The sequence below is a fragment of the Pseudofrankia saprophytica genome, assembly GCF_000235425.2.
In the GTDB taxonomy this organism is placed as follows: domain Bacteria; phylum Actinomycetota; class Actinomycetes; order Frankiales; family Frankiaceae; genus Pseudofrankia; species Pseudofrankia saprophytica.
Window position 1 is genome coordinate 3,101,052 of the sequence record NZ_KI912266.1, and the last position, 26,616, is coordinate 3,127,667.

The window sequence follows — 26,616 nt, forward strand, 5'->3', positions numbered from 1 at the left end:
ACGAAGCCGGCCACGCCGCCCGATATCGGCCCAACGGGTGCTACCCGCGGGTTCACCGCTGGCTGCCCTTCCCTACCGGTGACACCCCAAACTTTGGGCAGGATCGCGCCCCGCCGATAAACATGACGCGAATCATTATCGCGTGACGGCTCACCTGTACGGGCATGACGCCGAGATGTCTGGCTTCACCATATTCTTCGGGCGAGGAAGGTGTGAAGCATCGACCGCCCGTCTCCGCCTCGCGCCATGGGGCCGCCGGGTCGATCGGAGCCGCCACGTTTTGTGGACGGTAGGCACGGGATCCCAATGTGGGACCGCCCACACGCACGCGGCCCGGGGTGAGAACGCCACGTCCAGGCCGCGAGGTCGCAACGGCGAACGCCCTCGTTCCCGACCCGGACGCCGCTCAACATGGGCGAAGATCTGCACGGTCCGGTTTCGCTTCGCGTTAAAGCGCCCACCGCGGGATGAACATTCACCAGCGAGCGCTCCAACCGGATGCCCCACGGGCCCGGTGCGGTGCGTCGGGCCGGCGCGATCGGCGTGCACACGCTCCGCTCCCCGGCGGGGGAGCAGCCCTTGGCGAGGCGGCACGTTCCGCCGGACGTCACCGGGACGTAGGCAGGCCCCTGACGCCGGCCAGACAGGCAGGAGAGATCATGAGTACTCGGCTGCCGCACGACGACGGGCGATCCAGGCGGTTCGGCCCGGTCGAGCGGCCCGGCGACAGCGAGCGCCGCGAGCCTGGCGAACGGCTCAGCCGGGTTGGACGGCCCGGTGCGGAGTTCCTCCGCACCGCCCTCGGTTGGTTCAGTCTGGGTCTCGGCGCCACCGAGATCGGCGCTCCGCACTCGCTGGCCAGAACGCTTGGCGTCGACGACTCGGCCACGAACCGGTCTGTTCTGCGGTTGTTCGGGGTTCGGGAGGTCTCGGCCGGGGTCGGGGTTTTCGTGAGCAGATGCCCGGAACGCGCGCTGTGGGGTCGGGTCGCGGGAGACGTGCTGGATCTCTCGGCGCTCGGGCTCGCGTTGAGCCGGTACCGCTTCCATCCTCGGAGCGCGACCCGGCTGAGCGTCGCCACCGCGGCGGTCGTCGGCTGCACGGCGCTGGATGTGATCGCCGCCAGAAAGCAGGCCGCCATGACCGAGGCGGAACGCAGGACAGCCGGGTCCAGGCACCCGGTGCATGCGACGGCGAACGCCACCATCCGGCGGTCTCCGACGGAGCTCTACGAGGCTTGGCATGACTTCGAGCGGCTGCCGAGATTCATGTACCACCTGGACTCGGTGCGGGTTGTCGACGGGCATTCGCACTGGAAGGCCAAGGGTCCGGCGGGGACTCACGTCGAGTGGGACGCCGAGGTCGTCGAGGACGGCCCGGCGAGGAAAGCGACCGCCCCTTCGCGCTGCGGCAGGCGATCCGCAACTGCCGCAACGGCGGAACGGTCTCCGTCATCGGCGTGTACGGCGGCTTCGTCGACAAGTTCCCGATGGGGTCACTGATGAATCGTGGGCTGACCCTGCGGGCGGGGCAGTGCCACGTTCAGCGGTACACCAAGCCGCTACTCGAACGCATCCAGGCCGATCAGCTCGACCCGAGCTTCGTCATCACCCATCGCATGGGCCTTGACGATGCGCCCTCCGCCTTCGAGACCTTCCTCAACAAGGAGGACGAGTGCGTCAAGGCCGTCCTGACGCCCTGACCGCCGCCAGCCGGCGTGTCCCGCCAGGCGCCGCGGGAACTCTTCGACGCTGGCCCACCCCACATGAGACACGCTCCCAAGGGATCTGCCATGGCCACGACGCGGTCGCCGACCACCGCGCCGGACCCGGTCGTCCTGGCCTGTGACCCGGGATCATCGAGCCTGCGGCTGGTCCTGGCCGGGCCCGGAGATCGGGTCGTAGCCAGCCGCCACCTCGAGCAGCCGCCCGGATCGCCGGCAGCGGCCGCGGCGGTCGACGCATTTCTCAGCGAGGTCGTATCGCGGCCGGTGCGCGCCGTGGGCTACCGGCTGGTGCACGGTGGTCCGGCCCTGACCAGGCCTTCTCTGGTGGACGACGAGGTGCTGCGCGAGGTCAGGGCGGTCGCCGGTCTGGCGCCCCTTCACCTGCCGCCCACGCTCGACCTGCTGGACAACCTGCGGCGCAGGCTGCCGGACGTGCCGCACGTGGTCTGCCCGGACTCCGCGTTCCACCGGGGGCTGCCGGTGGTCGCGGCCACCCTGGCGCTGCCCGCCCCGTGGCGGGAGAAGTATCACCTGCGCCGTTTCGGTTTCCACGGGCTCTCCTACGCCTGGGCGCTGCGGCGCACCGGGGACCTGCTGGGTCGGCGGCCGGATGGACTGCATCTCGTCATGGCCCACCTGGGGGGTGGCGCGTCGGTGACCGCGGTCCGGGACGGCCTCAGTGTCGACACGTCGATGTCGATGACGCCGTTGGATGGCGTGCCGATGTGTACCCGGTCGGGTGCGATCGACCCGGGTGTGCTGCTGTGGCTGCTCGAGGGCGACCGGCTGACCCTGCGGGAGGTCACCGACGGCCTCTACCATCGGTCGGGCCTGCTCGGCCTGTCCGGCCTCTCGGACGACACCCGGGACCTGGTCGTCGCCGCGGACTCCGGCGACGAGGCGGCGCGCCTGGCGCTCGATCACTACAGCCACCGGCTCTGTCGCGAGATCGCGGCGGCGAGCGCCAGTCTCGACCGCCTCGACGCTCTTGTCCTGACCGGCGAGATCGGCTGGGACCAGCCCGAGATCCGCACCGCTGTGTGCGCGGGCCTGGGCATCCTCGGTGTCCGGCCTCCCATCCGCGACCGGCTCGACGCCGATGGACCGGTAAGCGCGCCGGACGCCCCCGTCCCCGTGCTGGTCATCGAACCCCGCGAGGACCTCGAGCTCGCCCGCGAGACCCTCGCCGCGCTCGCCGCCCTTGACGACCGGAGTCTTTGAGCCCATGCGTAGAGCGCACCACAGCAAAGAGCTGCCCGAGCCCATGGGCCGCCGGGGGATCGCCGGCCGGCGGGGTCGGTGCGCTGCTGGGCCGCCGGCATCCGCCTGGAGACCTGTCGTCAGCGCGCCGCGCTTCCGGTCCGCTGGAGGTGGTCGTGGAGCATCTGAATGGCGGCGGCACCGTCGCCGACGGCGGAGCCGACCCTTCGGGTGGCGCCGTGTCGGACGTCTCCGGCGGCGAACACCCCCGGTCGGCTGGTTTCCAGAGGGTGTGGCGGGCGGCCGAGACGCCGCGAGTGGTCGCCCCGGGGGGCCGAGACGGCGTCGGTTCCGGTCAGGACGAATCCGTCGGCGTCCAGCGCGACGATGTCGCCCAGCCAGTCGGTGTGGGGCCGCGCGCCGATGAACACGAAGAGCATGTGGACGGCTATCGACTCGTGCTCGCCGGTGTGGAGGTCCTCCAGGACGAGCGCTTCCAGGCAGCCGTCTCCCTCTGCGCGCTGCAGGCCGGTATGAGTGCGGACAACGATCCGCGGATGACGGCTGATCCGGTCCACCAGGTACTTCGACATCTTCTGATGGAGATCGTATTCGCGGGCCAGCAGGTACACGCGCGGCGCAACCCCCGCGAGAAAGACGGCGGCCTGCCCGGCCGAGTTGCCGCCGCCCACGACGGCGACGGGGTGACGGGCGCACTGTCGGGCTTCCATGAAGGTGGCCGCGTAGCACACGCTGGTTGCTGCGAGCTCGCTGATACCGGGCACGTCCAGTTCGCGGTAGCGGGCGCCGGTGGCGATAACGACGGTCCGGCTGACGATCTCAACCCGCTGGCCGTCGAGATCCAGCGACGCGGCCTGCAGCTCGCCGTCCGGTACCAGCGACACGGCCTCGGCCGGTAGGTTGATCTCGGCACCGAACCGGCGTGCCTGGATAGCGGCCCGCTCGGCGAGTTCCGCCCCCGAGATCCCGGCGGGAAACCCGAGGTAGTTCTCGATCCGGGAGGACGTCGCCGCCTGGCCTCCGGTGGCGGTCGCGTCGAACGCGGTGGTGGTCAGGCCGTCCGCGGCGCCATAGACGGCGGCGGCGAGCCCGGCTGGTCCCGCTCCGATCACGAGCAGATCCCGAACCCCACTGTCCGGGCGCGGGGTCGTCAGCCCGATCGCCTGCGCCAGCCGCGCGTTGCTCGGGTTGCGCAGGACTTTTCCATCCCGCCAGATCACGACTGGTGTGTCCTCGGGAGTCAGGCCGAGAGAGCGCAGGGCCTCCTCCGCGTCGGTGTCCTCCTCGAGGTCGACGTACCGGTGTGGCAGGCGGTTTCGGGCCGCGAACTCGCGCAGCCGTCGCGTGTCCGCGCTGTAGCGGGAGCCAATAATCCGGAAACCCGCATCGAGGCCGACGAGTATCTCTCGCCGGATGAAGAAGGCCCGCACGATCAGGTCACCGAGCCGGGTGTCGCACTGCAGGAGCTCCGCGAGCTGCTCCACGGGCACGACGAGGACCCTGGTGCCCCCGCCGGCGACGGCGGTGTAGAAGGACGCCTGCCCGGCCAGGAGGCCGAGCTCCCCGAGGAAACGCCCAGCTCCGTGGACAAGGAGCCGCCGGGGCTCGTCGCTGCCATAGCCCGTGATCACCTGCACCGAACCCCGCAGGATGACCACGAACCGATCGCTCGGTTCGCCCTCCCGGATCAACACTTCGCCGGGCGCGACGTCCCGATGGTCGCCCCGGGTCGCGAGGGTCTCGATCTGGCCGGCCGACAGCCGCGGATACGCGCCGTAGCTATCCGGAGACTCGGTGACTCCGACTGTGTCCGTAATCGTCATGGGCTTCTCCGATGCGGGTGTGCCGCGGGGCGGTCTCGGGAGCCGGCAACCGCGGCCGTCCTTGGTCCCTGTCGCTGTGCCGCTACCGGACTTCGGCAGTTCGCGACATCCAGCACCGCATCTCGGCAGCAATCCGAAACCCGGCCAGATGACATACGTTGCCAATGACGGACATCCGTCTCGTGTTAGACCGAACGCACCAGGCTCGAAGCCCCGAATATTGGCCGATGCTACCCACTTCATCGACCCGTACACGTCGACTGGCCACGTCCTGTCCGACTACCACCAAGACCACCGGGTAAACCAAGCTAGGTCGCGCCGAGGGTACACATTCGGCTTTTTTCCGTGCTAGCCGTAAGTGCGCATGTGTTCGGAACGTCGAGGAGGCCGAGAGCGGCAGCGACCCGTTCATCGTGCTCGATGACAACAACCTCGACCGCACCGTCGAAGCGGCCCTGGTCGGCCGCCTGCACAACATGGGGCAAAGCTGCGTCAGCGCCAAGCGGGTGATCGTGGTATCCGAGGTATTCGACCGGTTCGTGACCGCGCTGGCCGAACGGATGCTCAAGCTGGTTCCGGGCGACCCCGTTGACGAGGCCACCACGCTGGCACCAGTGTGCTCCGAGCAGGCCGCCCAGACGCTGGTGGACCAGGTCCGCGACGCGCTGGACAAGGGAGCGACCGCGGTCGTCGGCGGCGGGCACGCCGACCACCCCGGAGCGTTCGTGCAACCCACGGTCCTCGTCGGCGTGACGCCGAAGATGCGCGCCTTTCGCGAAGAGCTGTTTGGACCGATCGCGGTCGTCTATCGGGTACAAGACGATGACGAGGCGGTCTCCTTGGCGAACGACTCGCCTTACGGTCTCGGCGGTGCGGTATTCAGCAGCGACATCTCCCGGGCGCGTGCAGTCGCCAGCCGGATCGAGAGCGGGATGGTGTGGATCAACCATCCGACGTCCTCCGAGCCGGAACTGCCCTTCGGCGGCATCAAGCGGTCCGGCTATGGCCGAGAGCTGTCTCACCTCGGCATCAAGGAGTTCGCCAACCGGAAGCTGATCGTGACGATGGGGACGGACGCGCCGATCACCGACGCTTTGGGCTGACGCCTGCTCGGACGATGTGCCCCAACTACCCCGGCCCAGCGTCTCCTCGTCTCGCAAGCTTGGTCTGACGTCGACGACCGCGCACGCACGGTACACGTCGTCGTAGGGGTTCCCCCGCGCCGTCTGCGAGCATGGTGGGTGTGCGTTTGTTGGAGGACTCGACGGGCCGCGCGCGATGACGCACCCCATACCAAGGCCTGAACGAGATCGCGACGACGGCGGCCGGGCGCGGAACGCGCGGCCGCGCGACGGGCTGGGCAGACCGCTGCCACGAGGCGCCGAGGGGGTCGTGTGGCAGTCCGAAGTCGTGGGGTACTCGCCGGATGAGGCCTTGACGGCGGCGCAGCGGCTGCTCGATGCGGGAATGCCGTTCCACGCCCACGAGGTCCTGGAAAACACCTGGAAGACCGCGCCACCCGACGAGCGCGCATTGTGGCGGGGATTGGCTCAGTTCGCGGTCGGCCTCACCCACGCGGCGCGCGGCAACGCTAGGAGCGCGGTGGCGCTGCTGTCGCGGTCGGTTGACGCCATCGCCCCGTACGCGGCCGCCGCGCCGCATGGCATCGACGTCGTCGGGCTGGTTGCGTGGGCGCGCGCGCGAACCGGGGATCTCGCTTCGGACGCGGCCCAGGCTCTCCGGCCGCCGCCGCTGCGCCGGCACCCCCCTCGCCCCGCCCTTCCCGGGTGAGCGTCCGGGCGGCCAGCTCGGCGCGGAAGCCAGGGCGCGCCGCCCCCGGCAGTGACGAGGACACGGTCACCGCCGCGTCGGATCTGGCGGCGACGTTGCGGGCGCAGGGGGATCATCCGGCTGCTCGGGCGCTGGATGAGGACGTGCTCTCGTGGCGGCAGCGGGTGCTTGGTGAGGATCACCCGCACACGATTGGTGCTGTGGCGAACCTCGCGGTGACTCTCTCTCGCCTGGGCGACGCTGCGGCCGCGCGGGTGCTGCGAGCGGAGGTGGTCGCGCGTCGGCGGAGGGTGCTTGGCGAGAACCATCCCGCCACGATCCAGGCCGAAGCGGCGTTAGTCGATCTTGATGGCAGTTGATCGCGTGCCGACGGGCGCTACGGGGCGAACCTCGGGGCGATGCTCCCTGGAGCACTAGCGATTTCTTGCGATGAGGCGAGGAACCGAAATTGCTCATCTAGTTGGACTGATCGATTGTGATGCTCGTCACTGCGTCGTAGAGATCCGTGTGCACTGCCTGGGGTGCGCGGCCGTCGTTCCGTTCCGGTGGGATGATGTTCATTTGGGTCACTGGTCTGCCACGGCTGGTGGCTGGTCGGTGACGGGGGTGGCTGCCGGTGGGTGGCTTGTCGGCGGGTGGGGTCGCGGAGTTCGCGAGGGTGTTCCCGGATGCGGGTTCGGCTGGGCGGGTTCTGGCGGCTGCGGGTGTGCCGGTGGAGTGGTTTCCGGGAGACCGGCGCGGCGGCCTCATCCACGAATACCTGCAGGCAGCCTGACCGGACCCGATTTCGGGCACCCACCGGCGCGCCCGAACCCGCACCACTCGTCGTCCAGAAGATCGAACACGTTTCTCGACGATCCTCGCCTGATCGATTTTCGATCTTTGTTTTCTTGTTCCTGAACAGATGGCCCCGGCCGGTGCAACAGACTCGCCGGCCCGTACCACGCCTCGGTCCGCTTCGACGCAACAACGTCGCCACGAGGTCCTCCTCCCGGGAGCCTGATTCAGCACAACTGCAGGAATCGTTCCAGGATGGCGACTCCGGCGCGGATCGCGTCGACCGGCACACGCTCGTCCACGCCGTGGAAGGCCGCGGGGAAGTCGAAACCGTCGGGCAATTGCAGTGGAGCGAATCCGAAACAGTTGATGCCGAGCTGGCTGAAGTGCTTGGCGTCGCTGCCCGCGGGCAGGAGGTAGGGAACGGTGATTGCGCCGGGATCGGTGGCGATGACTGCCTGCGTGATCGCCTCGCTGACAGGCCCGCTGAATTCGGTCTCCACCGCGATGGCGCGGTAGACGATCTGGTGGTCGACGCCCGGCCCGATCAGCTCGCGCATGCGCGCCGCGCAGGCTTCTTCGGAGCCGGGCAGGAACCGGCAGTCAAACCGCGCTGTGGCGTGCGGCGGTATGACGTTCGTCTTTCCGCCCGCGGCCAACTCGGTCGGCGAGGCGACGTCGCGCAGTGACGAAGCGATCATGCGGGCGGCCGGGCCGAGGTGGTGCAGCAACGCTTCTGGGTCAACCGGATCGAACGGTTCGCCGACGCAGTCGGCGACGGTCTGCAGCAGGGCGCGCGTGGTCGGGGTGAGGCGATACGGGAACTCGTGCCGGCCGATGCGGGCGACGACCTCGGCTAGGTTCACCACGCTGTTACCGTCATTGATCATCGATGCGTGCCCGGCGGGACCGCGCGCGGTGACCTCGAACCAGAGGACGCCCTTCTGCGCGGTCTCGATGAAATACAGTCGTTGCCCGGTGGGCAGCCGCGCCGAGTACCCGCCGACCTCTCCGATGGCCTCGGTGCAGTCGTCCAGTAGGTCGCGATGATGCTCGACCAGCCACCGCGCGCCCAGTCGGCCGCCGTTCTCCTCGTCGGCGACGAAGGCGAGCACGACGTCACGGGCCGGCCGCTGCCCGCTGCCTGACCAGGCCCGGATCACCGCAAGCACCTGGGCCACGAAGTACTTCATGTCGACCGCACCGCGACCCCACAGGCATCCGTCCGCCAGCTCGGCGCCGAACGGGTGCCTGCTCCAGATGGCCGGTTCCGCCGGGACGACGTCGGTGTGGGCGTGGATGAGGAGCGGTGGCCGTGTTCGGTCCAGTCCGGGCCAACGCGCCATGACCGTGGTGCGTCGGGGGCGGGGTTCGATGATCTCGACAGGCAGGCCCGCGTCGGCCAGAACGGTCGCGCAGTATTCCGCGGCGGTGCGCTCGCCCGGGCCGTCGTCGGTGCCGTAGTTGGAGGTGTCGATCCGCAGCAGGTCGGCGCAGATGGCCACGGCGACGTCGGCCGCGGAACGGGGGGCGCGCTCGCCCGCGGCGACCGCGGCGATCCCGGCGGCCGCGACCGGGGCTGCCGGGGTCGCGCCGTCAGGCATGCCGCGGCCCACCGGGCTGGTCCAGTTCCAGGGCCGGTGTCAGTTCGCGCGCGGTGGGTGCTGGCGCTGGCCGCCGTTGGGGCAGAGCGGCGGCCTGGTCCACCGGCAGTCCCGTGGTGCGTGGCCCGAGCGCGAGGACGTCGAGGGCCAGGATGACCAGGGCGGCGGCGACCACGGTGAACACGGCTCCCGACCCGGCGTGGTCGAGGACGGGGATGAGGACGAAGGGCAGCGCGGCGGTGACGAGCCGGCTCAGCGCGTACGCCGCGCCGACCGCCGTGGCACGCACCGCGGTCGGGTACAGCTCGGCCGTAAAGACGTGGTAACCATTGGAGTAGACGTTGCTGATCAATGTAAACAGCGTTCCCCACAAAACCACGGTGGTGCCGGAGCCGGCGAACCCGAACAGCAGCCCGGTGACGGCCATTCCACTGGCCGAGACCGCCACGACGGCACGGCGCTCGAAGCGTTCGATCACTGGCAGCGACAGCAGTGAGCCGAGCGGATAGCCAACATAGGTGAGGGCGAGGAAGCTCAGCGAGGTAAGCACCGTGTAGCCCTTCGCGACCAGCACCAGGGTCGCGATCGTGCCGAATCCGTAGTAGCCGATCGCCGACATCACATTCATGATCCAAGCCATCACGGTGCGCCGCAGGAACGGCCCGGTGAACAACACACGGAACGGCGGGCGCCGCAGTGCTGTCTCGGGAGGCGCCGTCGGGGCCGGGACGGGGACCGGTTCGGAAAGGGCGTGCCCACGCCGGACGGCGTCGGTCTCCCACGCGGTGACGATGCGGTCGGCCTCCTCATGCCGCCCGACCGACTCCAGCCAGCGCGGCGACTCGGGCAGCACCCGCCGCAGCGCCCACACCAGCACGGCGCCGAGAGCGCCGAGGAAGAACATCCAGCGCCATCCGTCGACGCCGACCGGACTGCGCGCCACGAGCCCGCGGCCGAGAAACCCGGCGGCCGGGACGCCAAGGAAGCCGATCGTGTACGCGACGGCAATGAGCCGGCCGCGCACCCGCGGTGGCAGCAGATCGGACAGGTAGGAGTCGCCGAGCGTGAGCTCAGCCCCCAGCCCCATCCCGGCCAGGAACCGTGCGCCGACGAGGACCTCGACGTTCGGCGCCAGTCCGCCGACCAGCGAGAACACCGAGTAGATGAGCAGGTTCAGCAAGAACGAGTTGCGGCGGCCGATGCGGTCGGCCAGCCGGCCGAGTACCAGCGCGCCGGCAAACTGGCCCACGAAGGCACTGGCCAGCAGAAGCTTGAGCGCATCCCCTCCGAATCCGAATCTCTCCTTCAGCACGACCGACAACGTGCCGGCCAGAAACACCTCGTAGGTGTCGAAGAAGAACCCGAGCCCGACGCAGATGACCGCGACGAGGTGGATCCTGCCAACCGGCAGGCGATCGAGCCGAGCCGCCAGGGATGGTTTGCCGACGTCGATAGAAGATGTCATGGCCTTTTCTCCAGGTCGCTATAGCCGCGTTTCCGCGGCAAGGAAATGGGCTCTGCTAGCCCAGCGGCGTCGGCGACGCTGGCGTGTCAGTTAACGCGGGAAAGGCGCTATTCGCGGATAGCCGAGGAGGCTCGAGCGGAACGGTGTTGTCCGCTCCGTGGCTGCCGCAATGAACAGCACGCGGTTTCGGCTCCGGGCGGCGCCTAGGACGACATGGTGGCGTCGGCTGCCGCCGCCCGAGCCCGGTCCAGCTCGGCGTCGAGCAGCCCGGGTGGGTCCTCGGGAACCATCTGTCGCATGGGATGGACGACGACGGACTCGAACACCCCGGCCCGGTGGTAGGGCTCGCCCGCGAGGAACCGCGAGGCTTCGGACGTAGTGGCCACTCGCAGGGCGAACACCGCACCGATGGCGAGCCCGTCCTCGGCGGTCAGCGGGCCACCGAAGACCAGCCTCGACCGGGCGGCCATCATGTACTCGAGGTGCGCGGGCCTGATCGCGCGGCGGAGTTCCTGGGTGCCGGTCCGGTCGCGGCACAGAACTAGCACGATCATGGCTGCTGCCTTCCGTGATGACCGTCGCTACCACCGGGGCTCGGGACGTGCGCGGGGCCGCCCCGAACGGGGGCCGGGCGCCGCAGGGTCGAAGCCGCGAGGGCGGCCGCGACGGTATAGGCGGCCGCCACCGCGATGAGCGCTCGGCCGATACCCGCCCGCTCACTTCCCGCGCCCGCGACTACTCCGCCGAGCAGCGCGATGCCGAGGGTTCCGCCGATCTGGCGGGCGGTGTTGTTCAGCCCGGACCCTAGGCCGGCCCGCGCTCCCGGGACGGCCGCGACCGCGGTCGACACCACCGCCGGCAGCGCCAGCCCGATGCCCACGCCCGCGAGCACCAGACCGGCGGTGGCAGCGACTCCCGACGCCCGGTCGGCTGCGACGAGCGCGACACCCGTACCGGCGGCCAAGCCGCCAAGCGTCCCCGGGACGCGTTGGCCGAACCGGTCGGCGATCCGCCCGGCGAGCATGCTGACGGCGGCATAGGCCGCGAACAGCGGAGCGATGCGGACGCCCGTAGCGGTGGCTGACCGGCCGTCCACATGCTCGAAATCGAGGCTGAGCAGGTAAAGCAGGCCGAGAGTCGCGAAGTTGACCAGCAGCGAGGCGAGGTTGGCGCCCCGGAAGGTTCGCGAACGGAACACCGACAGTGGCACGAGTGGCGTCGCGCACCGGCGCTCCACCGCGACGAATCCCGCCGCGAGCAGGACCGAGGCGCCGAGCGCCAGCCATCCGATGACCGACCCGGGCTCCGCGGCTGCCTCGGACAGCCCCCAGGCCAGGGCGCCCAGCATGAGCACGGCGAGGATCTGGCCGCCGCGGTCGAGGTGGCGGTCGTGGCCGCCGCGACGCGACTCGCGCAGCACCCTGCGCCCGGCCGCGATGCTCACGAACGAGATCGGCACGTTGATCCAGAAGATCCACCGCCACCCCAGTCCGTCCACGACCAGACCACCGACGAGTGGACCGACGACCAGGGCGATGCCGGCCACGGCCGACCACACGCCGATCGCGCGGGTGCGGTCGGTCCCGTCGAAGGCGTCAGTGAGGATGGCGAGCGAAGACACGAGGACGGCAGCGCCGGCGACGCCCTGCAAGGTGCGGAACAGGATCAGCCAGCCGACTCCGGGCGCGGCCGCGCAACCAGTCGACGCGGCCGCGAAGCCGGCCAGCCCGGCCAGGAAGACCCGCCTGCGCCCGAACAGGTCGCCGACGTCGCCAAAACCGATCATGAACGCGGCGAACGTCACGAAATACCCGTCGACCACCCAGGTGACCGCGCCGGTGGACGCGTGCAGCCGGCGACCGATCGCGCCGACCGCCACGTTGACGACGGTCAGATCCAGCTGGGTGACGAACAGCCCGACGCAGGTGACGAGCAGCACCGACCAGTCCCGGCGGCTCCAGCGTCCAGCCACGGACTGGTTGGCGCCAGCGTTCCCGCCCACGGCGGTCGCCGCCGCTGTGCTGGGCGTCCGCAGGCTCACCGGCTGACCGACCATGGCCGGCGTGGCACCGTTCGGGCCGGCGCGATCTCCCCGGTGTTGCGTCCATCCCGGCCATCCCAGCGGCGAGCGCGGCACGGACGGTGCGACCGGGTGGCAAGCCATCTGATCATCATCGCGCCTAGTCATGTTCGGTGGACGGACGGACGTCGACCGACGGGGCCGGTCCCCGGCACAGCAGAAGCAACGCCACCGCGACCTCGCTGCCGGCTGGGCCGAGCGCGTCCAGGAATCTGCGGGTGACCTCGTACTCGCGGGTCATCTCGATCCGCCCTCCGCCGGCGGTCATCCGCAGCTTCTGTATCCGCCAGGCCACCCGACGCCGCAGCACGATCACGTCGCGGATCAGGTCGTCGAGCTCGTCGATGATCTCGCGACCCTCAGTCACCGAGTCGATCGTGGAGATGTCCGGGGTCTCGGGGCCGAGCAGGTCGAGGCCGGTCGGCCAAGACCGGCTAGGTGCCGGGTGCGGTCGCGCGTCGAGTTCGCCGGCGGTCACCGCGGCACGTCCCGAGAGCAGGTGCGGCCGGTCTTCAAGCGCATGGTGTGTCTCCTTCGTCGTCGTTCGTGACTGCCGGTCTCGGCGGGGCCAGCCGGCCTGGCAGCGCCCCGCAGACCAGCGCGGCCAGCAGGTAGGCGGCCGCGGCCACGGCCAGTCCGACCCGCGTGCCCGCGGCGACCGAGTGGGAGCCGGCGACGATGCCGCCGAGCAACGCGACGCCGCGGGCCGGCGTGCGGGGGCCGAACCGTTCGACGAGTCGCCCGGAGAGAAGGCTGATGATCAGCAGCACGCCCCAGGCGCCGCGGTCCCAACGAGCCCGGGGATGCGTCCACCTTGGTCACCCGGCCTTCCTGGGCCGGCTGGGCGTGGGCCGGCTGGGCGTGGGGCGGCTCGGGGCGGGCTCGTCGAAGGTGCCGAGGACGCGGACCCGGACGCCGTGCTCGGCCAGCTCGCGCAGCACGGCCCGTGGCGGCGGGTCGTCGGGATGGCCGTGCCACTCGATGAGGAAGTAGAAGCGGCCCAGCCCGTCGCGGGTCGGCCGGGATTCGATCCGGAGCAGGTCGATGCCGGCGCGGGCGAACGGTTCGAGGACGGTCATCAGCGATCCGGGCCGGTCGCGCCGCTGGAAGCAGGCGATGACCGTCCGCTCGCGTCCGGTGCGGGCCGGCTCGTCGCGGCCGAGGACGACGAACCGGGTCTCCGCTGTGGCGGTCTCCCCAATGTCGTCGGCCAGAACGCTGAGCCGCGGGGCGGCGAGGCCCGCCTTTGGCGTGACCGCGGCGGTTCGGCCGGTCGGGTCGCCCAGGGCGAGCTCGAGCGCGGCCGTCGTGGACGGGGTCGGGACCAGGCTGGACCGCGGGGCGTGCTCGGCCAGCCAGGCACGGCATTGGTCGAGCGCGTGCGGATGTGAGGAGACCGTGCGCAGTGCCTCGGGGCTGGCACCGTGCCGGCCGACGAGCTGGAACCGGACCGGGATGACGACGTCGCGGTGCAGGCGGACCTGGCTTCGTTCGGACGGGTCCACGGCCTTTCCGGTGCCCAGGCCGGCGAGCAGGTCGGCCGTCGGCCCGACCAGGCCGGCGACCGAGTTCTCCCAGGCCAGCACGCCGTAGGTGACCGAGCCGTCGCTGAGCCGGGCCATGAGTTCGTCGGGGTCGGCGCAGGGGACGTGCCGCAGCGCGGCCAGGGCCGGATCGGCCAGCACGGTGCGGTGGGTGAAGGTACCCGCCGGTCCGAGGTAGGCGACGGACGCGGCTGGGGCGGGATCGAGTGTGGTGGTCACGGCCGACTCCTGGAGGTCTCCACGCGCGGGACGGGTCGACGCCGCCGGTGCCGCCGGGGGCGGCCCCGGCTATTGGGTGAGGCCTTCGGGCGACTAGCGGGCCGCCAGCGCGTCCGACAGCAGGTCGGGCCCGACGACCTTCCCTGGATTGAGCACGTTGGCCGGGTCGAACAGGTCCTTGATACGGGCCATCCACAGGGCCGCGTCGCCGTGCTCGGCGGTCAGGTACTGGCGCTTGCTCAGGCCGATGCCGTGCTCGCCGGTGCAGGTGCCGCCGACGCGCAGCGCGTGGCGGACCAGCTGGTCCGAGAACAGCGCGGCGGGGGCGTCCTGGCCCTCGGCGACCGCGACGACGGTGTGGATGTTGCCGTCGCCGACGTGACCGGTGGTGACCACGTCCAGCCCGAGATCGGCGCGCAGCTCGCTGATCACCTGCGCGTGCTCGACGATCGCCGACAGCGGCACAGCCGTGTCAGTGATCAGGTATCGCCGGCCGGGGAAGGCCCGGCGGATCGACCAGTACAGGCGGTGGCGTGCTTCCCAGATGGCCTCCCGCTCCGCCTGCGCGGTCGCCGTGCCGACCGTGCTCGCGCCGGCGTCGAGCAGGACTCGGCGGGCGATGTCCAGCTCGGTGGCCAGGCCGGCCGCGGTGGAGCTGTGCAGTTCGACGAACAGGGCAGGGGCGTCCGGGACCAGGCCGGGCACGTCCTGGGCGAGCAGGCCGGCGGTGATCTCGTCGAGCAGCTCGAGGCGGGCGATGGGCAGCCCGGTCCCGACCGCGGCGAAGGCGCCGGCCACCGCGGCGGCGACGTCGGGGAAGAACGCCCGCAGAACCGCGATCTCCTCGGGTACGGGGTGCAGCGCGACGGTGAGTTCGGTGATGACGCCCAAGGTGCCCGCCGAGCCGATGAACAGGTCGCGCAGGTCGTAGCCGCTGCTCGACTTGCGGACCGGCCGGCCCAGCCGCAGCACCTCACCGCTGGCCAGCACGACCTCCAGGGCCAGAGTGTTGGCCCGCATGCCGCCGTAGCGGATCGTGGTCGTGCCGCTGGCGTTGGTCGCCGCCATCCCGCCGAGGCTCGCGTCCGCGCCCGGGTCGACGGGAAACGTCAACCCGAACTCCCTCGCCCGGGAGTTGAGCCCGTTCCTGGTCAGGCCCGGCTGGACGACCGCGCGGAAGTCCTCCGGGCACAGCGCGACAAGCCGGTTCATCCGGGAGACGTCGAGGCTCACCTCGCCGCCGAGTGGCACCACATGGCCCTCGGCGCTGGTGCCGGTACCGAACGGGATGAGCGCCACGTCGTGGCGGGCGGACCATCGCATCGTGGTGACGACGTCGTCACGGGTCTCGGCGAACACCACCGCTCGCGGCGGGATGCTGTCCAGGTGGTTCTCGTCGCGGCCGTGGGTGTCGAGGTCGGCGGGCCGGGTCGACACCGTGCCCGCGAGCCCGGCGGCCAGCTCGGCGAGGGCGTCCGCGTCCGGGACCACCCTGGCCGGCCGGCTGACGGTGGTCACCGCGCGGCCGACACGGTCTCGGTGACGGCCTGCACGACGTCCACGGAGGCGGCGCCGGCCGGCGCGACCGGGACGAGCTCGAACAGGACGCCGCCGGGTGGGGCGACGGTGTGGTGGGCCGCGCGGGGCGTCCAGCCGGCCTCGGCGAATGCCTCGCCCCACTCGGCCTCGGTCGGCAGGTAGGTGTGCATGAGCGCGTGGGCGGCCTCGAAGCCGAGCCGGAAGATGGGCGTGTCCGGCCCGGGCGTGTCCTCGGACCGGACAACGTCGCAGAGCAGCATCGTCCGAAGGTTCGGGAAGGCGATCCGCAGGTTGGTCAGCACCCGCACGCACGACTCGCGCGGCCAGAAGTCGTGGCCCATGAACACGCAGGTGACGACGTCGACGTCGGACAGGTCGTCGGCGGGGGTGAGCCGGTGGACGTCGCCCTGGCGCACGCTGAGCCGGTCGGCCAGGCCCTCGGCCGCGATGACCTGCCCCGCCAGCTCGACCGAGGCGGGGGCGAGGTCGATGCCCACCCCGGTCACCCCGGGATTCCGCTTCATGATCCGGACCAGGCGCCCACCCGAGCCGCAGCCCAGGTCGGCGACCCGGGTGAGCTCGAGGCCGCCCAGGACGCGGTCGAACAGCGGCTCGACCTCGCCGTTGCCCATGAGCCGGGAGCTGAGGGCCACCGCGCGCATGTCGCGGTGATAGGTGACCTCGTCCCGGTCGGGCGCCAGGTCGGCCGCGTAGGTGAACACCTCGCCGTTGCCGCGCACCAGCCAGTAGAAGTAGCCACGCAGTTCGTACGCGTCGGCGAAGCGCGGACCGGGCCGGACCAGCAGGGCCGGGTCCGAGGTGTCCAGCTCGACGATGCCGGCCCAGGCCAGCGCGTTGAGCAGGGCGCGCGCGACCCAGGGCGACACCGGCTCGCCGCCACGGCGCAGGTCGTCTGCCCGACAGGTGCCGCCGTCGGCGAGCGTGTCGAACAGGCCGAGCTCGACGGCGGCTGAGATCGCGCTGGCGGCCACGTAGGAGGAGAAGATGTCGGCCACCGGGCCGATGGTCGCGGGCGGCGGCGCGGCGGGGGCCGCCGAGGGAGCGGGCTGTGGCGAAAGGGAGGCGCACATAGCAATTCCTTCGCTGGGAGCCGGTGGGGGAATGGGGATTACCAGGGGTGGGTCGTCGCGAATATGAGCACGACAACGGAGCGTTCACCGCAGGCGCCTATTGCGTGCCGCGGTTCGGCGTTGACCGAACGAGAATCGGACCAACGAACTGAGAATGTCTTTTCATTTATGGTGCGGACGGCGGCCGCCGAGTGTCAAGCGAAGGAATGTTAACATTCTATATCGGCATGTTACACTTGGTGCATATTTCTGCCTCGTTTCGGCGGGACTGGACGATGGAAAGGGTGGTTCACACGCCTACGGCGAGCGGTTCGATCCGCGGCGAGGAACCGGGCAGCCGCCGGATCAGGCGGGATTACCTGGCGAGCCGGCGGGATCTTCTGGATGCGGCCGAGCGATTGCTCGCGAAACACGGCGGGCGGTTCAGCCTCGTGGATCTCGCGGCCGAGGCCGGTGTGTCGACCGCCACTGCCTATCGACATTTCCCGGACGTGGACGCGGCCCTTGACGCCTATTACACGCAGCTCGTGGAGACCCTGGTCAGCCACATGGAGGCGGTGCCGGCCGCGCCGGATGTGCTGCGCCGTTTCGTCGCCGTGTGCGAGCTGTGGGTCCGCGAGGCCGTGAGCTGGGGGCCGGCCGTGGTGCACGTCCGGTCCTCCCGCGGTTTCCTGCAGCGGCTGCGCGCGGACGACCCGGTGATCGGCCGGCTGTTCGGGGCGCTCGCGCCGCTGCTGGCCGCGCTGACCGAGGCCGGTTTCATTCCTCCCGGGCCCGCCGAGTACGGGGTGCTCATCTGGGTGACCGTGTTCGACGAGCGGGTGGTCGTCGATCTGCACGACAGCCTGAGCTGGCCGTCCGCGCGCATCGCGGCCGAGCTGACCGGCAGCGTGCTGCGCGCCCTCGGCCGGCCCGCCGGGGCGGCCGAGTAGCACTCGGCTACCCGGCCGCCCCGGCGCTCAGCCGAGCACGGCCGTCGCCTCGATCTCCACCAGCAGGCCGGGCCGCACCAGCCCGCAGACCACGGTCGTCCGGGCCGGCGGGTCGACCGGGAAGGCCTCCCGGAACGCGACGTCGAGCTCCGGCGCGGCGGCGGCCTCGGTCAGGTAGCACACGCAGCGCACCACGTCGGCGAGGCGGCCACCCGCCCGGTCCAGGACCTCGGCGATCTGGCCGAAGATGTCGCGCGCCTGGCTCACCGTCGTGCTGCCGCGCGGCCGGCCGGTCGCCGGGTCCAGGGCGACGCAGCCCGAGAGCACGACCAGGTCATCGACCCGCACCGCGGCGCTGATCGGGGCCAGGCCGGCGAGCCCGGGCGGCAGCGGCACGGTCGTCCTGGTCGAGCGTGGCCGGTCGACGGATCCGGTCCTCGCGCCGATCACCATCGCGACGCCGCCGACGGTCTGATCATCGTGTCGGTCAGCTCGTCGACGCCGCTTGCTCCGAGAAGCTTGATGGTCGTCGAGATCTCCTCGCGTAGCAGTTCGTGCAGCCGGCCGACGCCTTCCTCGCCGCCGGCCGCGAGCGCCATCGCCGCGGCGCGGCCGATGACGACGACGTCGGCGCCGAGCGCCAGTGCCTTGACGACGTCGCTCCCGCGGCGGATCCCCGAGTCCAGCGCGATGGGCACCCGACCGCTGACCGCCGCGACGACCTCCGGAAGCTGGTCGAGGGCCGCGGGCACCGTGTCGAGCTGCCGGCCGCCGTGGTTGCTGACCAGCACCGCGGCGGCTCCGGCCCGCACGGCCGCCTCGGCATCGGAACCGGTGAGGATGCCCTTGGCCATCCAGGGCAGCGGCGAGTCCGCCATCCGCCCGGCGAGCTCGTCCCAGGTCCAGATCGGCTCCCGGCGGACGAACAGTTGGCCGAGGGTGTCGGCCAGGTCGGCCGGACCGGCGTGCGGGTAGTTGCCGCTGACCACGTCGACGGCCACGTCGAACCGGTTGCGCATGTTGCGCTCGCGCCAGCCGGCCGTCGGGCAGTCCAGCGTCAGGCAGAGCGCGCTGAAACCCGCGGCGGCGGCCCGGCGCAGCATCGCGGCGAAGTTCGCCGGGTTGCCCATCGGGTGCAGCTGGGCCATCCGCGCGGCGCCCGGCGCCGCCGTCGCCACCTCCTCCCAGGAGTACGACCCGGCCTCCGGCACGATCGAGGCCACGCCGGCCTTGGCGTTCGCCCGGGCGACGGCGAGCTGGCCGTCCCGGTGCATCAGCCGGTCGGCGCCGAACGGGCTGGTGAGCACCGGCATCGACAGCTCGATGCCGAGGAAGGTGCGGGCCAGGTCCGGCTCGCCGGCCCCGGTCATCAGCCGTGGCAGCACCGCCCACTGCTCGAACGACGACAGGTTGGCCCGCAGCGTCTGCTCGCCGCCCGAACCACCGTCGAGGAAGTCCCACACCTGCGGGGGCAGCGCGCGACGGGCCTCCTCGTAGATCTCCCCGACCGTGGCGAACCGGTCGGCTGAGGTGAAGGAGACGAACGGGCTCGGGTCGGTCCCGGTCGGGGCCGTCGCGTCCCGCGGCCGGGCGGGCCGCGCCGGCGGGACCGCGGCCTGGGTCGAGGCGTCAGTGGCTGTCACGTGTCACTCCACTCCACTCCTGTCTGATCGGCGGCCGTGCCGGGCGATCAGGACGTCGCCGCGCGGACGGCCTGCGTCCCGGCCGCCGCTTCGGTAGAGCTCGATCTCTGTCGGCTGGCCCGATCACCCCGCGAGCAGCTGCCGGTCCGACGGGGCGTCCCCGAGCCCGGACACGATGTCGACCAGGTCGGACGGCGTCAGCGCCGTCTTAGCGGGCCCGGCCACGTCGTAGATGACCCGGCCGCGCGACATCACCAACAGCCGGTCGCCGACCTCGATCGCGTGGCGCATGCTGTGCGTGATCATCATCGAGGCGCAGCCCAGTCGTTCGTGCATCTGGAGGGTGAGGTCGAGGACCCGCGTACGGGTCCTGGGGTCCAGCGCCGCCAGGTGCTCATCGAGCAGCAGGAGCTTGGGTTTCCGTAGGCCGGCCATCAGCATCGTCACGCTCTGCCGCTGCCCTGCGGACAGCAGCGTCACCGGGTCGGCGAGGCGGCGCTCCAGGCCCAGGCCGAGCACGGCGAGGTCCTCGCGCATGCCCGAGCGCCGGCCCGGGGTGACCGCGGGCGACAGCCGCCGCCGACGGCCGCGGGCGGCGGCGAGAGCGAGGTTGTCGGCCAGGGAGAGATCGGGCGCGGTGCCCGCGAGTGGGTCGTCGAAGACGCGGGCCACCGCGCCGGCGCGGGCGTGGACCGCCAGCCGCGTCACGTCCCGGCCGCCGAGCAGCACCCGCCCCCGGGTCGGCCGGTAGACCCCGGCCACCACGTTGACCAGGCTGCTCTTGCCGGCGCCGTTGCTGCCGACGACGGTGACGAACTGACCAGCCGGGATCTCCAGGTCGACGTGGTCGAGCGCGACGACCTCCGTCGGGGTGCCCGCGCCGTGGACCAGGCGCACTCCGTCCAGCCTCAGCATCAGCCAGCCTCCTTCATCGTCGCCGAGGCCGAGGCCCGCCCGGCGGCGGCGGGCTGGCGGGCAGGAGGGACAGTCGGACCGTCGTCGGCCACCGGCCGGCCACCCGCCACGGCGGCGGTCCTCGGGCCGTCCAACGCCACCGCCCGGCTGCCGAGACGGCCGCCCGCGCCGAACCGGCCCAGCGCTCGGCCGATCTCGGGCAGGTAACGGTTGAGCGCGACCGCCGCGACCAGGGTGAGTGCGGTGATGCCGGACAGGTCGGTCGCCTGCAACCCGGCCCGCAGCGCGCCGACCAGGATCAACCGGTACAGCAACGTGCCGGCGACCACGGCGGCGATCACCCGGCCGACCCGGGACGCCCCGCCCGGCCGGGCGATCAGCTCACCGAGCATCACCGCGCCGACACCCGCCAGCAGTGTGCCCGTGCCCGTCGACGAATCGGAGAAGCCCTGGGACTGCACGGTCAGCGCGCCCGACAATCCGGCGCTGGCGTTGGCCAGCGCCAGGCACAGCGCCAGCGAACGCCGGTCGTCGACGCCCTGAGCCCGGGCCATCCGGGGGTTGACCCCGGTGGCCCGCAACGCCAGACCGATCTCGGTGAGCAACAGGTAACCGACGGCGGCGAGGAACACGGCGGCGAACGCGGCGAGGATCGCGATCGTCAGCCAGTCCTGAACGTCCGGAGCCAGGCCGATCAGTCCACCGAACAGGGTCCGGCCGCTGTCCAGACTGATCGACGGCCGTCCCAGCACGTGCAGGTTCAGCGTCGTCATGCCGATGCTCATGACCAGCCCGGCCAGAATGACCGGGATGCGAAACGCCAGGTGCAGCCCGGTCGTGACGAGCCCCGCGGCGGCGGCCCCGGCCACGGCCACGAGCATCGCCAGCGGCACGCCCAGTCCGTGATTGAGTAGCACAGCGGTGATCGCGCCGCCCAAAGTGAAGCTGCCGTCGACGGTGAGGTCGAAGTCCTGCCTGATGCGGACGACGAGGTAGATGCCCATGACGACCGGCAGCAGCGGCAGACCGGCGATCAGGGTGTCGGTGACGAGGAATCGCATGGCTAACCCATCGCCGCGGACGGCATGGTGACCTCGAGCGCGCCGAGCGTCGAATGGTTGACGTCCCACTCGAGCGCACCCGGCCGGCCGAACGGGGTAGCCGCCGGCTGGGCACCGTCGAGGACCTTCACGGCGACGTCGGCGCCCTGCGAACCTAGGTCTGCGTAACTCGGCCCCAGCGTGGCCAGCACCCCGCTCGTGGTCGCGTCTCCCGACGTCAGGTACAGCGGGATCTTGTTCGACAGGGCGACCGCGCCGACCGCCGCGATGCCCGACGCCACGGCCGCATCGGGTCCGACGAGGATCGTGTCGGTCCGGCCGACCAGGGATCGGGCGGCGCTCTGCACGTCACCGGCGCCCGCCACGGTTGCCTCGACCAGTGAGAGACCGGGCCGCGCCTTGATCGCCGTCCGCAGCTGCGCGACCCAGACCTGGCTGTTCTCGTTCGACGGATCGTAGATCGTCCCGATCCGCCTCGGCGCCGGGGTGACCTTGGCCAGCTCGCCGAGGAGCTCGGCGGGGTCGACGAAGTCGATAGTGCCCGTGACATTGCGCCCGGGGCGGTCCAGGCTGTCGGCCACCTTGCCGCCGACCGGATCCCCCATCGCCAGCGCGATGATCGGATGCGTCTTGTCCTGCTGCGCCATGGCGATGACGGCCGGAGTGCCGATCACCGCGATCAGCGAGGAATTGGACCGGGAAAGGTTGCGGGCGATGCTCTGGATCAGGGACGGATCGCCGTTCGCGTTGCTGACGCTGTAGCTGACCGTCCGTCCGGCCAGCTTGGCCGTGAGCTCCTTCTTGAACGCCGTCTCCAGGGTGGTGACGACGTCGGCTTGCGCGACCTCGAAGATGTTGACCTTGACCGTGCCCGAACCGGCGCTCGACGAGGTCGTCGATCCGGACGAGCTCCCGCAACCGGCGATCACACCGATCATGCCGATCGCGCCCAGTAGCGCGCCGGCCATCCGGCGGCGACGCGATGTCCCCAGCTTCATCCGACCTCCCAATCTGAGAAGTTCTTCTCAGGTCAGGTTGGGAACCTCGTGTTTCTTACCGATAAAGGTTTCTGATCGTTCTGGTAACGACTCTGTGGGCTGGTGTACTCACTGTGAGCATCGATTCAACTCCGGCGACTCTGTGTAATGAAGGCGGCGTTCCTAACGCGTAGGCGGCGTTGACGGTGACCGTCTGCCGAGGGCACGGGGACGCGGCTCGCCCGGTCCGGATGCCGTCTTGGTCACGGAGGCGTGGGGACTGTCCTACATCCCGTCTGAGCCAACCCAGCTCAAGGCCCGGCTGCGGCCGATGCGCGGGCTCAAACGCCTACGCTCCGCCCAGACGATCAGCACTGGACACGCCCTGATCCAGAACATTCGCCGCGGCCACTACGAACTCGCCACCGACGCCGACCCACAGCTGCGGCTCGCGACGGCGTTCACCGAACTCGCTCACGCCATCTGACCAGCGAGCCAGCGACGGTCCAACGCGTCCCGACTCCGCCCAAACGCAACAGCCCCGCCGTCGCTGGTTGGCATTCGGCTGGGGACTGTCAAGTTAACGGTGTAACGGATTGTTATTGAGTTGCTACTTTCGGCCGGCGGTGAGGCGCCCGTCGAACGCGAGGTCGAAGGCGTTCAGCGGTGCCTTCCAGCGGATCATCCACTTTGCCCGGCCGCGTCCGGTGGGGTCGAGGCTGGTCACGGTGAGGTAGAGGTGCTTGAGTGCGGCCTGTTCGTTGGGGAAGTGGCCGCGGGCCTTGACGGAGCGGCGGAACCGGGAGTTCAGCGACTCGATCGCGTTGGTCGTGGCGATGACGGTCCGGATCTCGGCGTCGAAGCGCAGGAACGGGACGAACTCGGCCCAGGCGTTCTCCCAGAGCCGGATGATCGCGGGGTATTTCTTCTCCCAGATCGCGGAGAAGTCGGCGAACCGGTCGAGCGCGGCCGCCTCGGTCGGGGCGGTGTAGACGGGCTTGAGGTCGCGGGCGAGTGCGGGCCAGTCCCTCTTGGACGCATATCTGAACGAGTTGCGGAGCAGGTGCACGATGCAGGTCTGGACGATGGTGTCGGGCCAAACCTGGGCGACGGCGTCGGGTAGGCCGGTCAGGCCGTCGCAGACGAGGATGAGGACGTCGGCGACGCCGCGGTTCTTCAGGTCGGTCAGGACAAGCTGCCAGTGTTTGGCGCCTTCGCCGCCGGTGCCGGCCCAGAGGCCGAGGATGTCGCGTTCGCCGTCGGCGGTGACGCCGATCGCGGCGTAGATCGGCCGGTTCGCGACCTGCCCGTCGCGGATCTTCACCATGATGGCGTCGATGAACACGACGGCGTAGACGGCGTCCAGGGGGCGGGCGCGCCAGGCCTCCATGCCCTCGATGACCCTGTCGGTGATGTCCGAGACCTGCTGGCGCGACACGGTGGTGCCGTAGATCTCGGCGAGATGCGCCTGGACCTCGCCGGTCGTCAGTCCCTTCGCGACCAGCGAGACGACGAGGTCCTCGACCCCGCCGAGGCGGCGTTGGCGCTTGGCGACGATCGTCGGGGTGAAGGTGCCGTCACGGTCACGGGGCACGTCGATCTCGACCGGTCCGATCTCGGTGACCACGGTCTTCGTTCGAGTGCCGTTACGGGAGTTCCCGCCGTCACGGCCGGCCGGGTCGTGGGCCTCGTAGCCCAGATGCGAGCTCAGCTCGGCGGCGAGGGCCTTCTCCAGGACCATCTTCGTCAGGGTGCCCAGCAGCCCGCCCGGCCCCGTCAGCGACAGCCCCTCAACCCGGGCCTTCTCCACGAGGCTCTGCGCGAGCGCCTCGTCCACGACCACGCCCGCCGGCGCCCCATCGCCATCCACCGGTCTGACCGGGATCGCCCCAGCCGCCGTGTCAGCCATCGTGTCGGTCATCTGGTGTCTCCTCTACCTGCACAGATGCACAGAGTGTCACAGGGGAGTTACACCGTTGTTCTTACAGGCCCTTCGGCTGGCCATGGACGTGGTCGGTAGAGGGTGTCAGCTCCTGCTGTCGAGGCGGACGCGTTCGGCCTGTTGCTTGATGATGGCCAGGACTCGTTCGTCGCCGGGTGTGCTGGGAATGGTCGCCAGGATCCGGTCGAGTGTGTCGGTGACGATGGTCGACGCGGCGCGCCGTCGTAGGCCCCATCTGGTGGCTTCGTCGATGAGGTGGACAGTGGTCACCTGCTGGATGTCGGTCTGGCCGCCGACGCGTTGGCCCATGCGGGTTTCGGCTCGCATCGGTTGTCCGAGGTGGTCGCGGAGTTCGAGGGCGATCGTGGACAGGACGTCGTACAGCGGTGCGAGGCGTACCGCTGGATCATCTGTCGCGTGCAGGATCGAGAGGTTCTTGGCATGTGCGTCGACGTTGCCTATGGCGATGTTGCCAAGGCCACGGTGTCGTTGGTGAGGAAGTCGCAGGCCAACACGCCGCGGGCCTGGCTACGCAGGAACTGTGACCATCTTGGCCCGGCGCCGCGGCGGGGTGCCGGACCGAGGCCGTGGCGGCGCAGGAGGTTGCGGACCGAGGTGGCTGACACCTGGACCTGCAGCTTGCTGCATTCCCCGACGATGCGGACGTAGCCCCAGCGGGGGTTCTCCCGGGCCAGGCGGAGCACCAGCTGCACCGTGGCCTCCTCAAGTCGGCGACCACGATGCGGCTGCGGGTAGGTCCAGCGTCGGCGGCCCAGCTCGCGGTGCCAGCGCAGGAGGGTGGCAGGGGTGACGAGGAACGCCGACCAGCGCGGTCGGGGCAGGAGCTGGGCCAAGGTGGCCAGCAGCATCCGATCGGATGAGGTGTACCGCGGCCGGGCGAGCTGGCGATGCAGGACCGCCAGCTGGTGGCGCAGGACGGCGATCTCGATGTCCTTCTCGTCCGGCCGGCCACCGAGACCGGCCACGCCGGGCAGCCTACGGATCAGCAGGAGCACGACCGTCGACACCATGTCCACCATGATCCCCGCCGTGCTGTTCGCCCAGCTCAGCGCCCCTGATCGCCTACTTGCACCCCACAGGTCCGGTACAAAGGCTGACCAGGGCGAAGGAGAAGCCGCCGTCAGACAGGACCGGCCACTGGCCGTAACCGCGCTGTGCCGAAGCCGCCGGATCGCCCGCCGGCAGGCGCCCATGGATCAGGCGATGGACTCTAGCCAGGTGTCCACGAGCGCGTTGAACTCGGCGGGGCGTTCCTGGTGCAGCCAGTGGCCACATCCTTCCCAGGAGACGGCCTTGGAGCTGGCATCGGCGAACAGCGTCGTCTCCACGGACACCCGCGAAGGGTCGGCGTAGAACGACAACACTGGACAGCGTCGCCGTCGTAGGTAGCGCTCCCCGCTGGAGCGCATCGACGTCACCTCGGACCCGGCAGCCATGTTGGTGAGTGTGTCGCGGAGAACGTGGTTGGGCATGCCGGCGACCCGGCGAAGGTGCCAGGCGCGAAGCGCGGGAACTGACGCCGGGGTGTCGCTCGCGCCCAGCAGGCCTTGGACGAATGGCACAGGATCGCTGGCATCCATGACGGCCGTGAGGGCGGGGATGGCTTCGACGAGTGCGTCATCGACGAGATAGCCGGGATCGACGGCGACCAGCGCCTGGACCATCTCTGGGTGTTCGACGGCGAGGGCGCTGACCACGAGGGCGCCCATCGAGTGGCCCACGGCGACAACCGGCCCGCATCCGAGATGCTTGACGAGGCGAGCCACGTCGTCCGCGAAGACCCGCGGCTCATAGCCGCCCTCGGGGGTGCTGGAGTGCCCATGCCCTCGGAGATCCAGGGCGATCACCCGATGCCTGGCCGCGAAGTGCGGCAGCTGCCAGGTCCAGTCGTGCGAATCACAGGTGTACCCGTGCACGAAGAGCATCGGCGGGCTGCCGGTCCCCTCGTCGGTGAAGAACAGCTGCGCATCACCGAGGTCGGCGAATGCCACATCCACTCCTGTCCTCGACGCTCGCGTCGACGCCGGCTCCCGCGCCGTGCGCCGGCGAGGTTCCTCCCGTACGTCAGCCAGGACGACCTTCACCCCGGACGCGCCGAGGGTGTCGGCCATGCCGAGGCCGTTTGCCGCTTGCGGCGCGGGTCATGACCGCGACGCGCCCGCCGAACTTCTCCATCGGTACCTGCCCCCGACGTCAGTGCCGGTTCAGCATCCGTACGAGTGTCGAGCAAACGTATCCAATATGC

At 70.7% G+C, this 26,616-nt stretch carries 25 protein-coding genes and 2 pseudogenes; 8 read left to right on the top strand and 19 right to left on the bottom strand.

The window, feature by feature from the left end; genetic code table 11:
• Positions 1–659: 659 nt before the first annotated feature.
• From FRCN3DRAFT_RS44280 to FRCN3DRAFT_RS0212795, 3 genes are all read left to right on the top strand, one after another.
• On the top strand, positions 660–1,502 hold the full coding sequence (locus FRCN3DRAFT_RS44280; RefSeq protein ID WP_007515408.1) for an SRPBCC family protein: 843 nt from the start codon (positions 660–662) through the stop codon (positions 1,500–1,502).
• Entirely contained in the window at positions 1,502–1,702 is a 201-nt protein-coding gene (locus tag FRCN3DRAFT_RS58120) for a hypothetical protein (RefSeq protein ID WP_027140524.1), read from the top strand. The genes FRCN3DRAFT_RS44280 and FRCN3DRAFT_RS58120 overlap by 1 nt, the downstream gene beginning before the upstream one ends.
• A 90-nt stretch (positions 1,703–1,792) precedes the next feature.
• Complete coding sequence (locus FRCN3DRAFT_RS0212795) at positions 1,793–2,947, top strand: acetate/propionate family kinase (protein WP_007515405.1); 1,155 nt, start codon at positions 1,793–1,795, stop codon at positions 2,945–2,947.
• Between the two features lie 119 nt (positions 2,948–3,066).
• On the opposite strand, the gene FRCN3DRAFT_RS0212800 is transcribed toward FRCN3DRAFT_RS0212795, so the two are convergent.
• The gene (locus FRCN3DRAFT_RS0212800; protein WP_007515404.1) at positions 3,067–4,770 is read right to left on the bottom strand and encodes an FAD-dependent oxidoreductase; all 1,704 of its coding nucleotides are present in this window, start codon (positions 4,768–4,770) and stop codon (positions 3,067–3,069) included.
• Positions 4,771–5,174: 404 nt separating this feature from the next.
• Here FRCN3DRAFT_RS0212800 and FRCN3DRAFT_RS44285 point away from each other — a divergent pair.
• The 3 genes and pseudogenes from FRCN3DRAFT_RS44285 to FRCN3DRAFT_RS0212815 form a co-directional block, all read left to right on the top strand.
• A pseudogene (locus FRCN3DRAFT_RS44285) lies at positions 5,175–5,873 on the top strand (aldehyde dehydrogenase family protein); the annotation flags it as partial.
• A 289-nt stretch (positions 5,874–6,162) separates the two neighbouring features.
• Positions 6,163–6,561, top strand: a complete 399-nt coding sequence (locus FRCN3DRAFT_RS44290) for a DUF309 domain-containing protein (protein ID WP_007515402.1) — start codon at positions 6,163–6,165, stop codon at positions 6,559–6,561.
• The gene (locus tag FRCN3DRAFT_RS0212815) at positions 6,558–6,920 is read left to right on the top strand and encodes a tetratricopeptide repeat protein (protein ID WP_007515401.1); all 363 of its coding nucleotides are present in this window, start codon (positions 6,558–6,560) and stop codon (positions 6,918–6,920) included. Before FRCN3DRAFT_RS44290 ends, FRCN3DRAFT_RS0212815 begins: the two co-directional genes overlap by 4 nt.
• Before the next feature lie 645 nt (positions 6,921–7,565).
• On the opposite strand, the gene FRCN3DRAFT_RS0212820 is transcribed toward FRCN3DRAFT_RS0212815, so the two are convergent.
• The 9 genes from FRCN3DRAFT_RS0212820 to FRCN3DRAFT_RS0212860 all read right to left on the bottom strand — a co-directional run bounded on the left by FRCN3DRAFT_RS0212820 (position 7,566) and on the right by FRCN3DRAFT_RS0212860 (position 16,880).
• Entirely contained in the window at positions 7,566–8,942 is a 1,377-nt protein-coding gene (locus FRCN3DRAFT_RS0212820; RefSeq protein ID WP_007515400.1) for a M20/M25/M40 family metallo-hydrolase, read from the bottom strand.
• Positions 8,935–10,407, bottom strand: a complete 1,473-nt coding sequence (locus FRCN3DRAFT_RS0212825; protein WP_007515399.1) for an MFS transporter — start codon at positions 10,405–10,407, stop codon at positions 8,935–8,937. The genes FRCN3DRAFT_RS0212820 and FRCN3DRAFT_RS0212825 overlap by 8 nt, the downstream gene beginning before the upstream one ends.
• A gap of 203 nt (positions 10,408–10,610) precedes the next feature.
• Complete coding sequence (locus tag FRCN3DRAFT_RS0212830) at positions 10,611–10,961, bottom strand: YciI family protein (RefSeq protein WP_007515398.1); 351 nt, start codon at positions 10,959–10,961, stop codon at positions 10,611–10,613.
• Positions 10,958–12,448, bottom strand: a complete 1,491-nt coding sequence (locus FRCN3DRAFT_RS0212835; protein WP_051466861.1) for an MFS transporter — start codon at positions 12,446–12,448, stop codon at positions 10,958–10,960. Before FRCN3DRAFT_RS0212835 ends, FRCN3DRAFT_RS0212830 begins: the two co-directional genes overlap by 4 nt.
• A gap of 139 nt (positions 12,449–12,587) precedes the next feature.
• Positions 12,588–12,965, bottom strand: a complete 378-nt coding sequence (locus FRCN3DRAFT_RS0212840; RefSeq protein WP_007515396.1) for a chorismate mutase — start codon at positions 12,963–12,965, stop codon at positions 12,588–12,590.
• A 34-nt stretch (positions 12,966–12,999) separates the two neighbouring features.
• Positions 13,000–13,257 (bottom strand): hypothetical protein, encoded by a 258-nt coding sequence (locus tag FRCN3DRAFT_RS54020; RefSeq protein WP_007515395.1) that lies wholly within the window; start codon positions 13,255–13,257, stop codon positions 13,000–13,002.
• A gap of 48 nt (positions 13,258–13,305) precedes the next feature.
• The gene (locus FRCN3DRAFT_RS0212850) at positions 13,306–14,250 is read right to left on the bottom strand and encodes a prephenate dehydratase (RefSeq protein ID WP_007515394.1); all 945 of its coding nucleotides are present in this window, start codon (positions 14,248–14,250) and stop codon (positions 13,306–13,308) included.
• Positions 14,251–14,343: 93 nt separating this feature from the next.
• Positions 14,344–15,768, bottom strand: coding sequence for an FAD-binding oxidoreductase (locus tag FRCN3DRAFT_RS0212855; protein ID WP_007515393.1), 1,425 nt, complete (start codon positions 15,766–15,768; stop codon positions 14,344–14,346).
• Positions 15,765–16,880: an SAM-dependent methyltransferase gene (locus FRCN3DRAFT_RS0212860; RefSeq protein ID WP_007515392.1), complete on the bottom strand. Its 1,116-nt coding sequence runs from the start codon at positions 16,878–16,880 to the stop codon at positions 15,765–15,767. Before FRCN3DRAFT_RS0212860 ends, FRCN3DRAFT_RS0212855 begins: the two co-directional genes overlap by 4 nt.
• A 206-nt stretch (positions 16,881–17,086) precedes the next feature.
• On the opposite strand from FRCN3DRAFT_RS0212860, the gene FRCN3DRAFT_RS0212865 reads away from it, so the two are divergent.
• On the top strand, positions 17,087–17,812 hold the full coding sequence (locus FRCN3DRAFT_RS0212865; RefSeq protein WP_232794026.1) for a TetR/AcrR family transcriptional regulator: 726 nt from the start codon (positions 17,087–17,089) through the stop codon (positions 17,810–17,812).
• Between the two features lie 27 nt (positions 17,813–17,839).
• Here the strand turns inward: FRCN3DRAFT_RS0212865 and FRCN3DRAFT_RS0212870 are convergent, their stop codons facing one another.
• The 5 genes from FRCN3DRAFT_RS0212870 to FRCN3DRAFT_RS0212890 all read right to left on the bottom strand — a co-directional run bounded on the left by FRCN3DRAFT_RS0212870 (position 17,840) and on the right by FRCN3DRAFT_RS0212890 (position 22,429).
• A complete protein-coding gene (locus FRCN3DRAFT_RS0212870) occupies positions 17,840–18,265 on the bottom strand; it encodes a RidA family protein (RefSeq protein ID WP_007515390.1) in 426 nt (141 codons plus the stop codon).
• Entirely contained in the window at positions 18,259–19,455 is a 1,197-nt protein-coding gene (locus FRCN3DRAFT_RS0212875) for an alpha-hydroxy acid oxidase (protein ID WP_007515389.1), read from the bottom strand. The genes FRCN3DRAFT_RS0212870 and FRCN3DRAFT_RS0212875 overlap by 7 nt, the downstream gene beginning before the upstream one ends.
• Positions 19,456–19,578: 123 nt before the next feature.
• Positions 19,579–20,370: an ABC transporter ATP-binding protein gene (locus FRCN3DRAFT_RS0212880; RefSeq protein WP_007515388.1), complete on the bottom strand. Its 792-nt coding sequence runs from the start codon at positions 20,368–20,370 to the stop codon at positions 19,579–19,581.
• On the bottom strand, positions 20,370–21,431 hold the full coding sequence (locus FRCN3DRAFT_RS0212885; RefSeq protein WP_007515387.1) for an ABC transporter permease subunit: 1,062 nt from the start codon (positions 21,429–21,431) through the stop codon (positions 20,370–20,372). Before FRCN3DRAFT_RS0212885 ends, FRCN3DRAFT_RS0212880 begins: the two co-directional genes overlap by 1 nt.
• A gap of 2 nt (positions 21,432–21,433) precedes the next feature.
• Complete coding sequence (locus tag FRCN3DRAFT_RS0212890; protein ID WP_007515386.1) at positions 21,434–22,429, bottom strand: ABC transporter substrate-binding protein; 996 nt, start codon at positions 22,427–22,429, stop codon at positions 21,434–21,436.
• Positions 22,430–22,667: 238 nt separating this feature from the next.
• Here FRCN3DRAFT_RS0212890 and FRCN3DRAFT_RS0212895 point away from each other — a divergent pair.
• Positions 22,668–22,895 (top strand): annotated as a pseudogene (locus FRCN3DRAFT_RS0212895) (DDE-type integrase/transposase/recombinase); the annotation flags it as partial.
• A 123-nt stretch (positions 22,896–23,018) separates the two neighbouring features.
• Here the strand turns inward: FRCN3DRAFT_RS0212895 and FRCN3DRAFT_RS0212900 are convergent.
• The 4 genes from FRCN3DRAFT_RS0212900 to FRCN3DRAFT_RS0212915 all read right to left on the bottom strand — a co-directional run bounded on the left by FRCN3DRAFT_RS0212900 (position 23,019) and on the right by FRCN3DRAFT_RS0212915 (position 26,362).
• A complete protein-coding gene (locus FRCN3DRAFT_RS0212900) occupies positions 23,019–24,329 on the bottom strand; it encodes an IS256 family transposase (protein ID WP_007507620.1) in 1,311 nt (436 codons plus the stop codon).
• A 105-nt stretch (positions 24,330–24,434) separates the two neighbouring features.
• A complete protein-coding gene (locus tag FRCN3DRAFT_RS51385) occupies positions 24,435–24,857 on the bottom strand; it encodes a HipA domain-containing protein (protein ID WP_083401870.1) in 423 nt (140 codons plus the stop codon).
• Entirely contained in the window at positions 24,809–25,381 is a 573-nt protein-coding gene (locus FRCN3DRAFT_RS44295) for a hypothetical protein (RefSeq protein WP_035927703.1), read from the bottom strand. Before FRCN3DRAFT_RS44295 ends, FRCN3DRAFT_RS51385 begins: the two co-directional genes overlap by 49 nt.
• Before the next feature lie 186 nt (positions 25,382–25,567).
• Positions 25,568–26,362, bottom strand: a complete 795-nt coding sequence (locus tag FRCN3DRAFT_RS0212915; RefSeq protein ID WP_007514062.1) for an alpha/beta fold hydrolase — start codon at positions 26,360–26,362, stop codon at positions 25,568–25,570.
• Positions 26,363–26,616 lie beyond the last annotated feature (254 nt).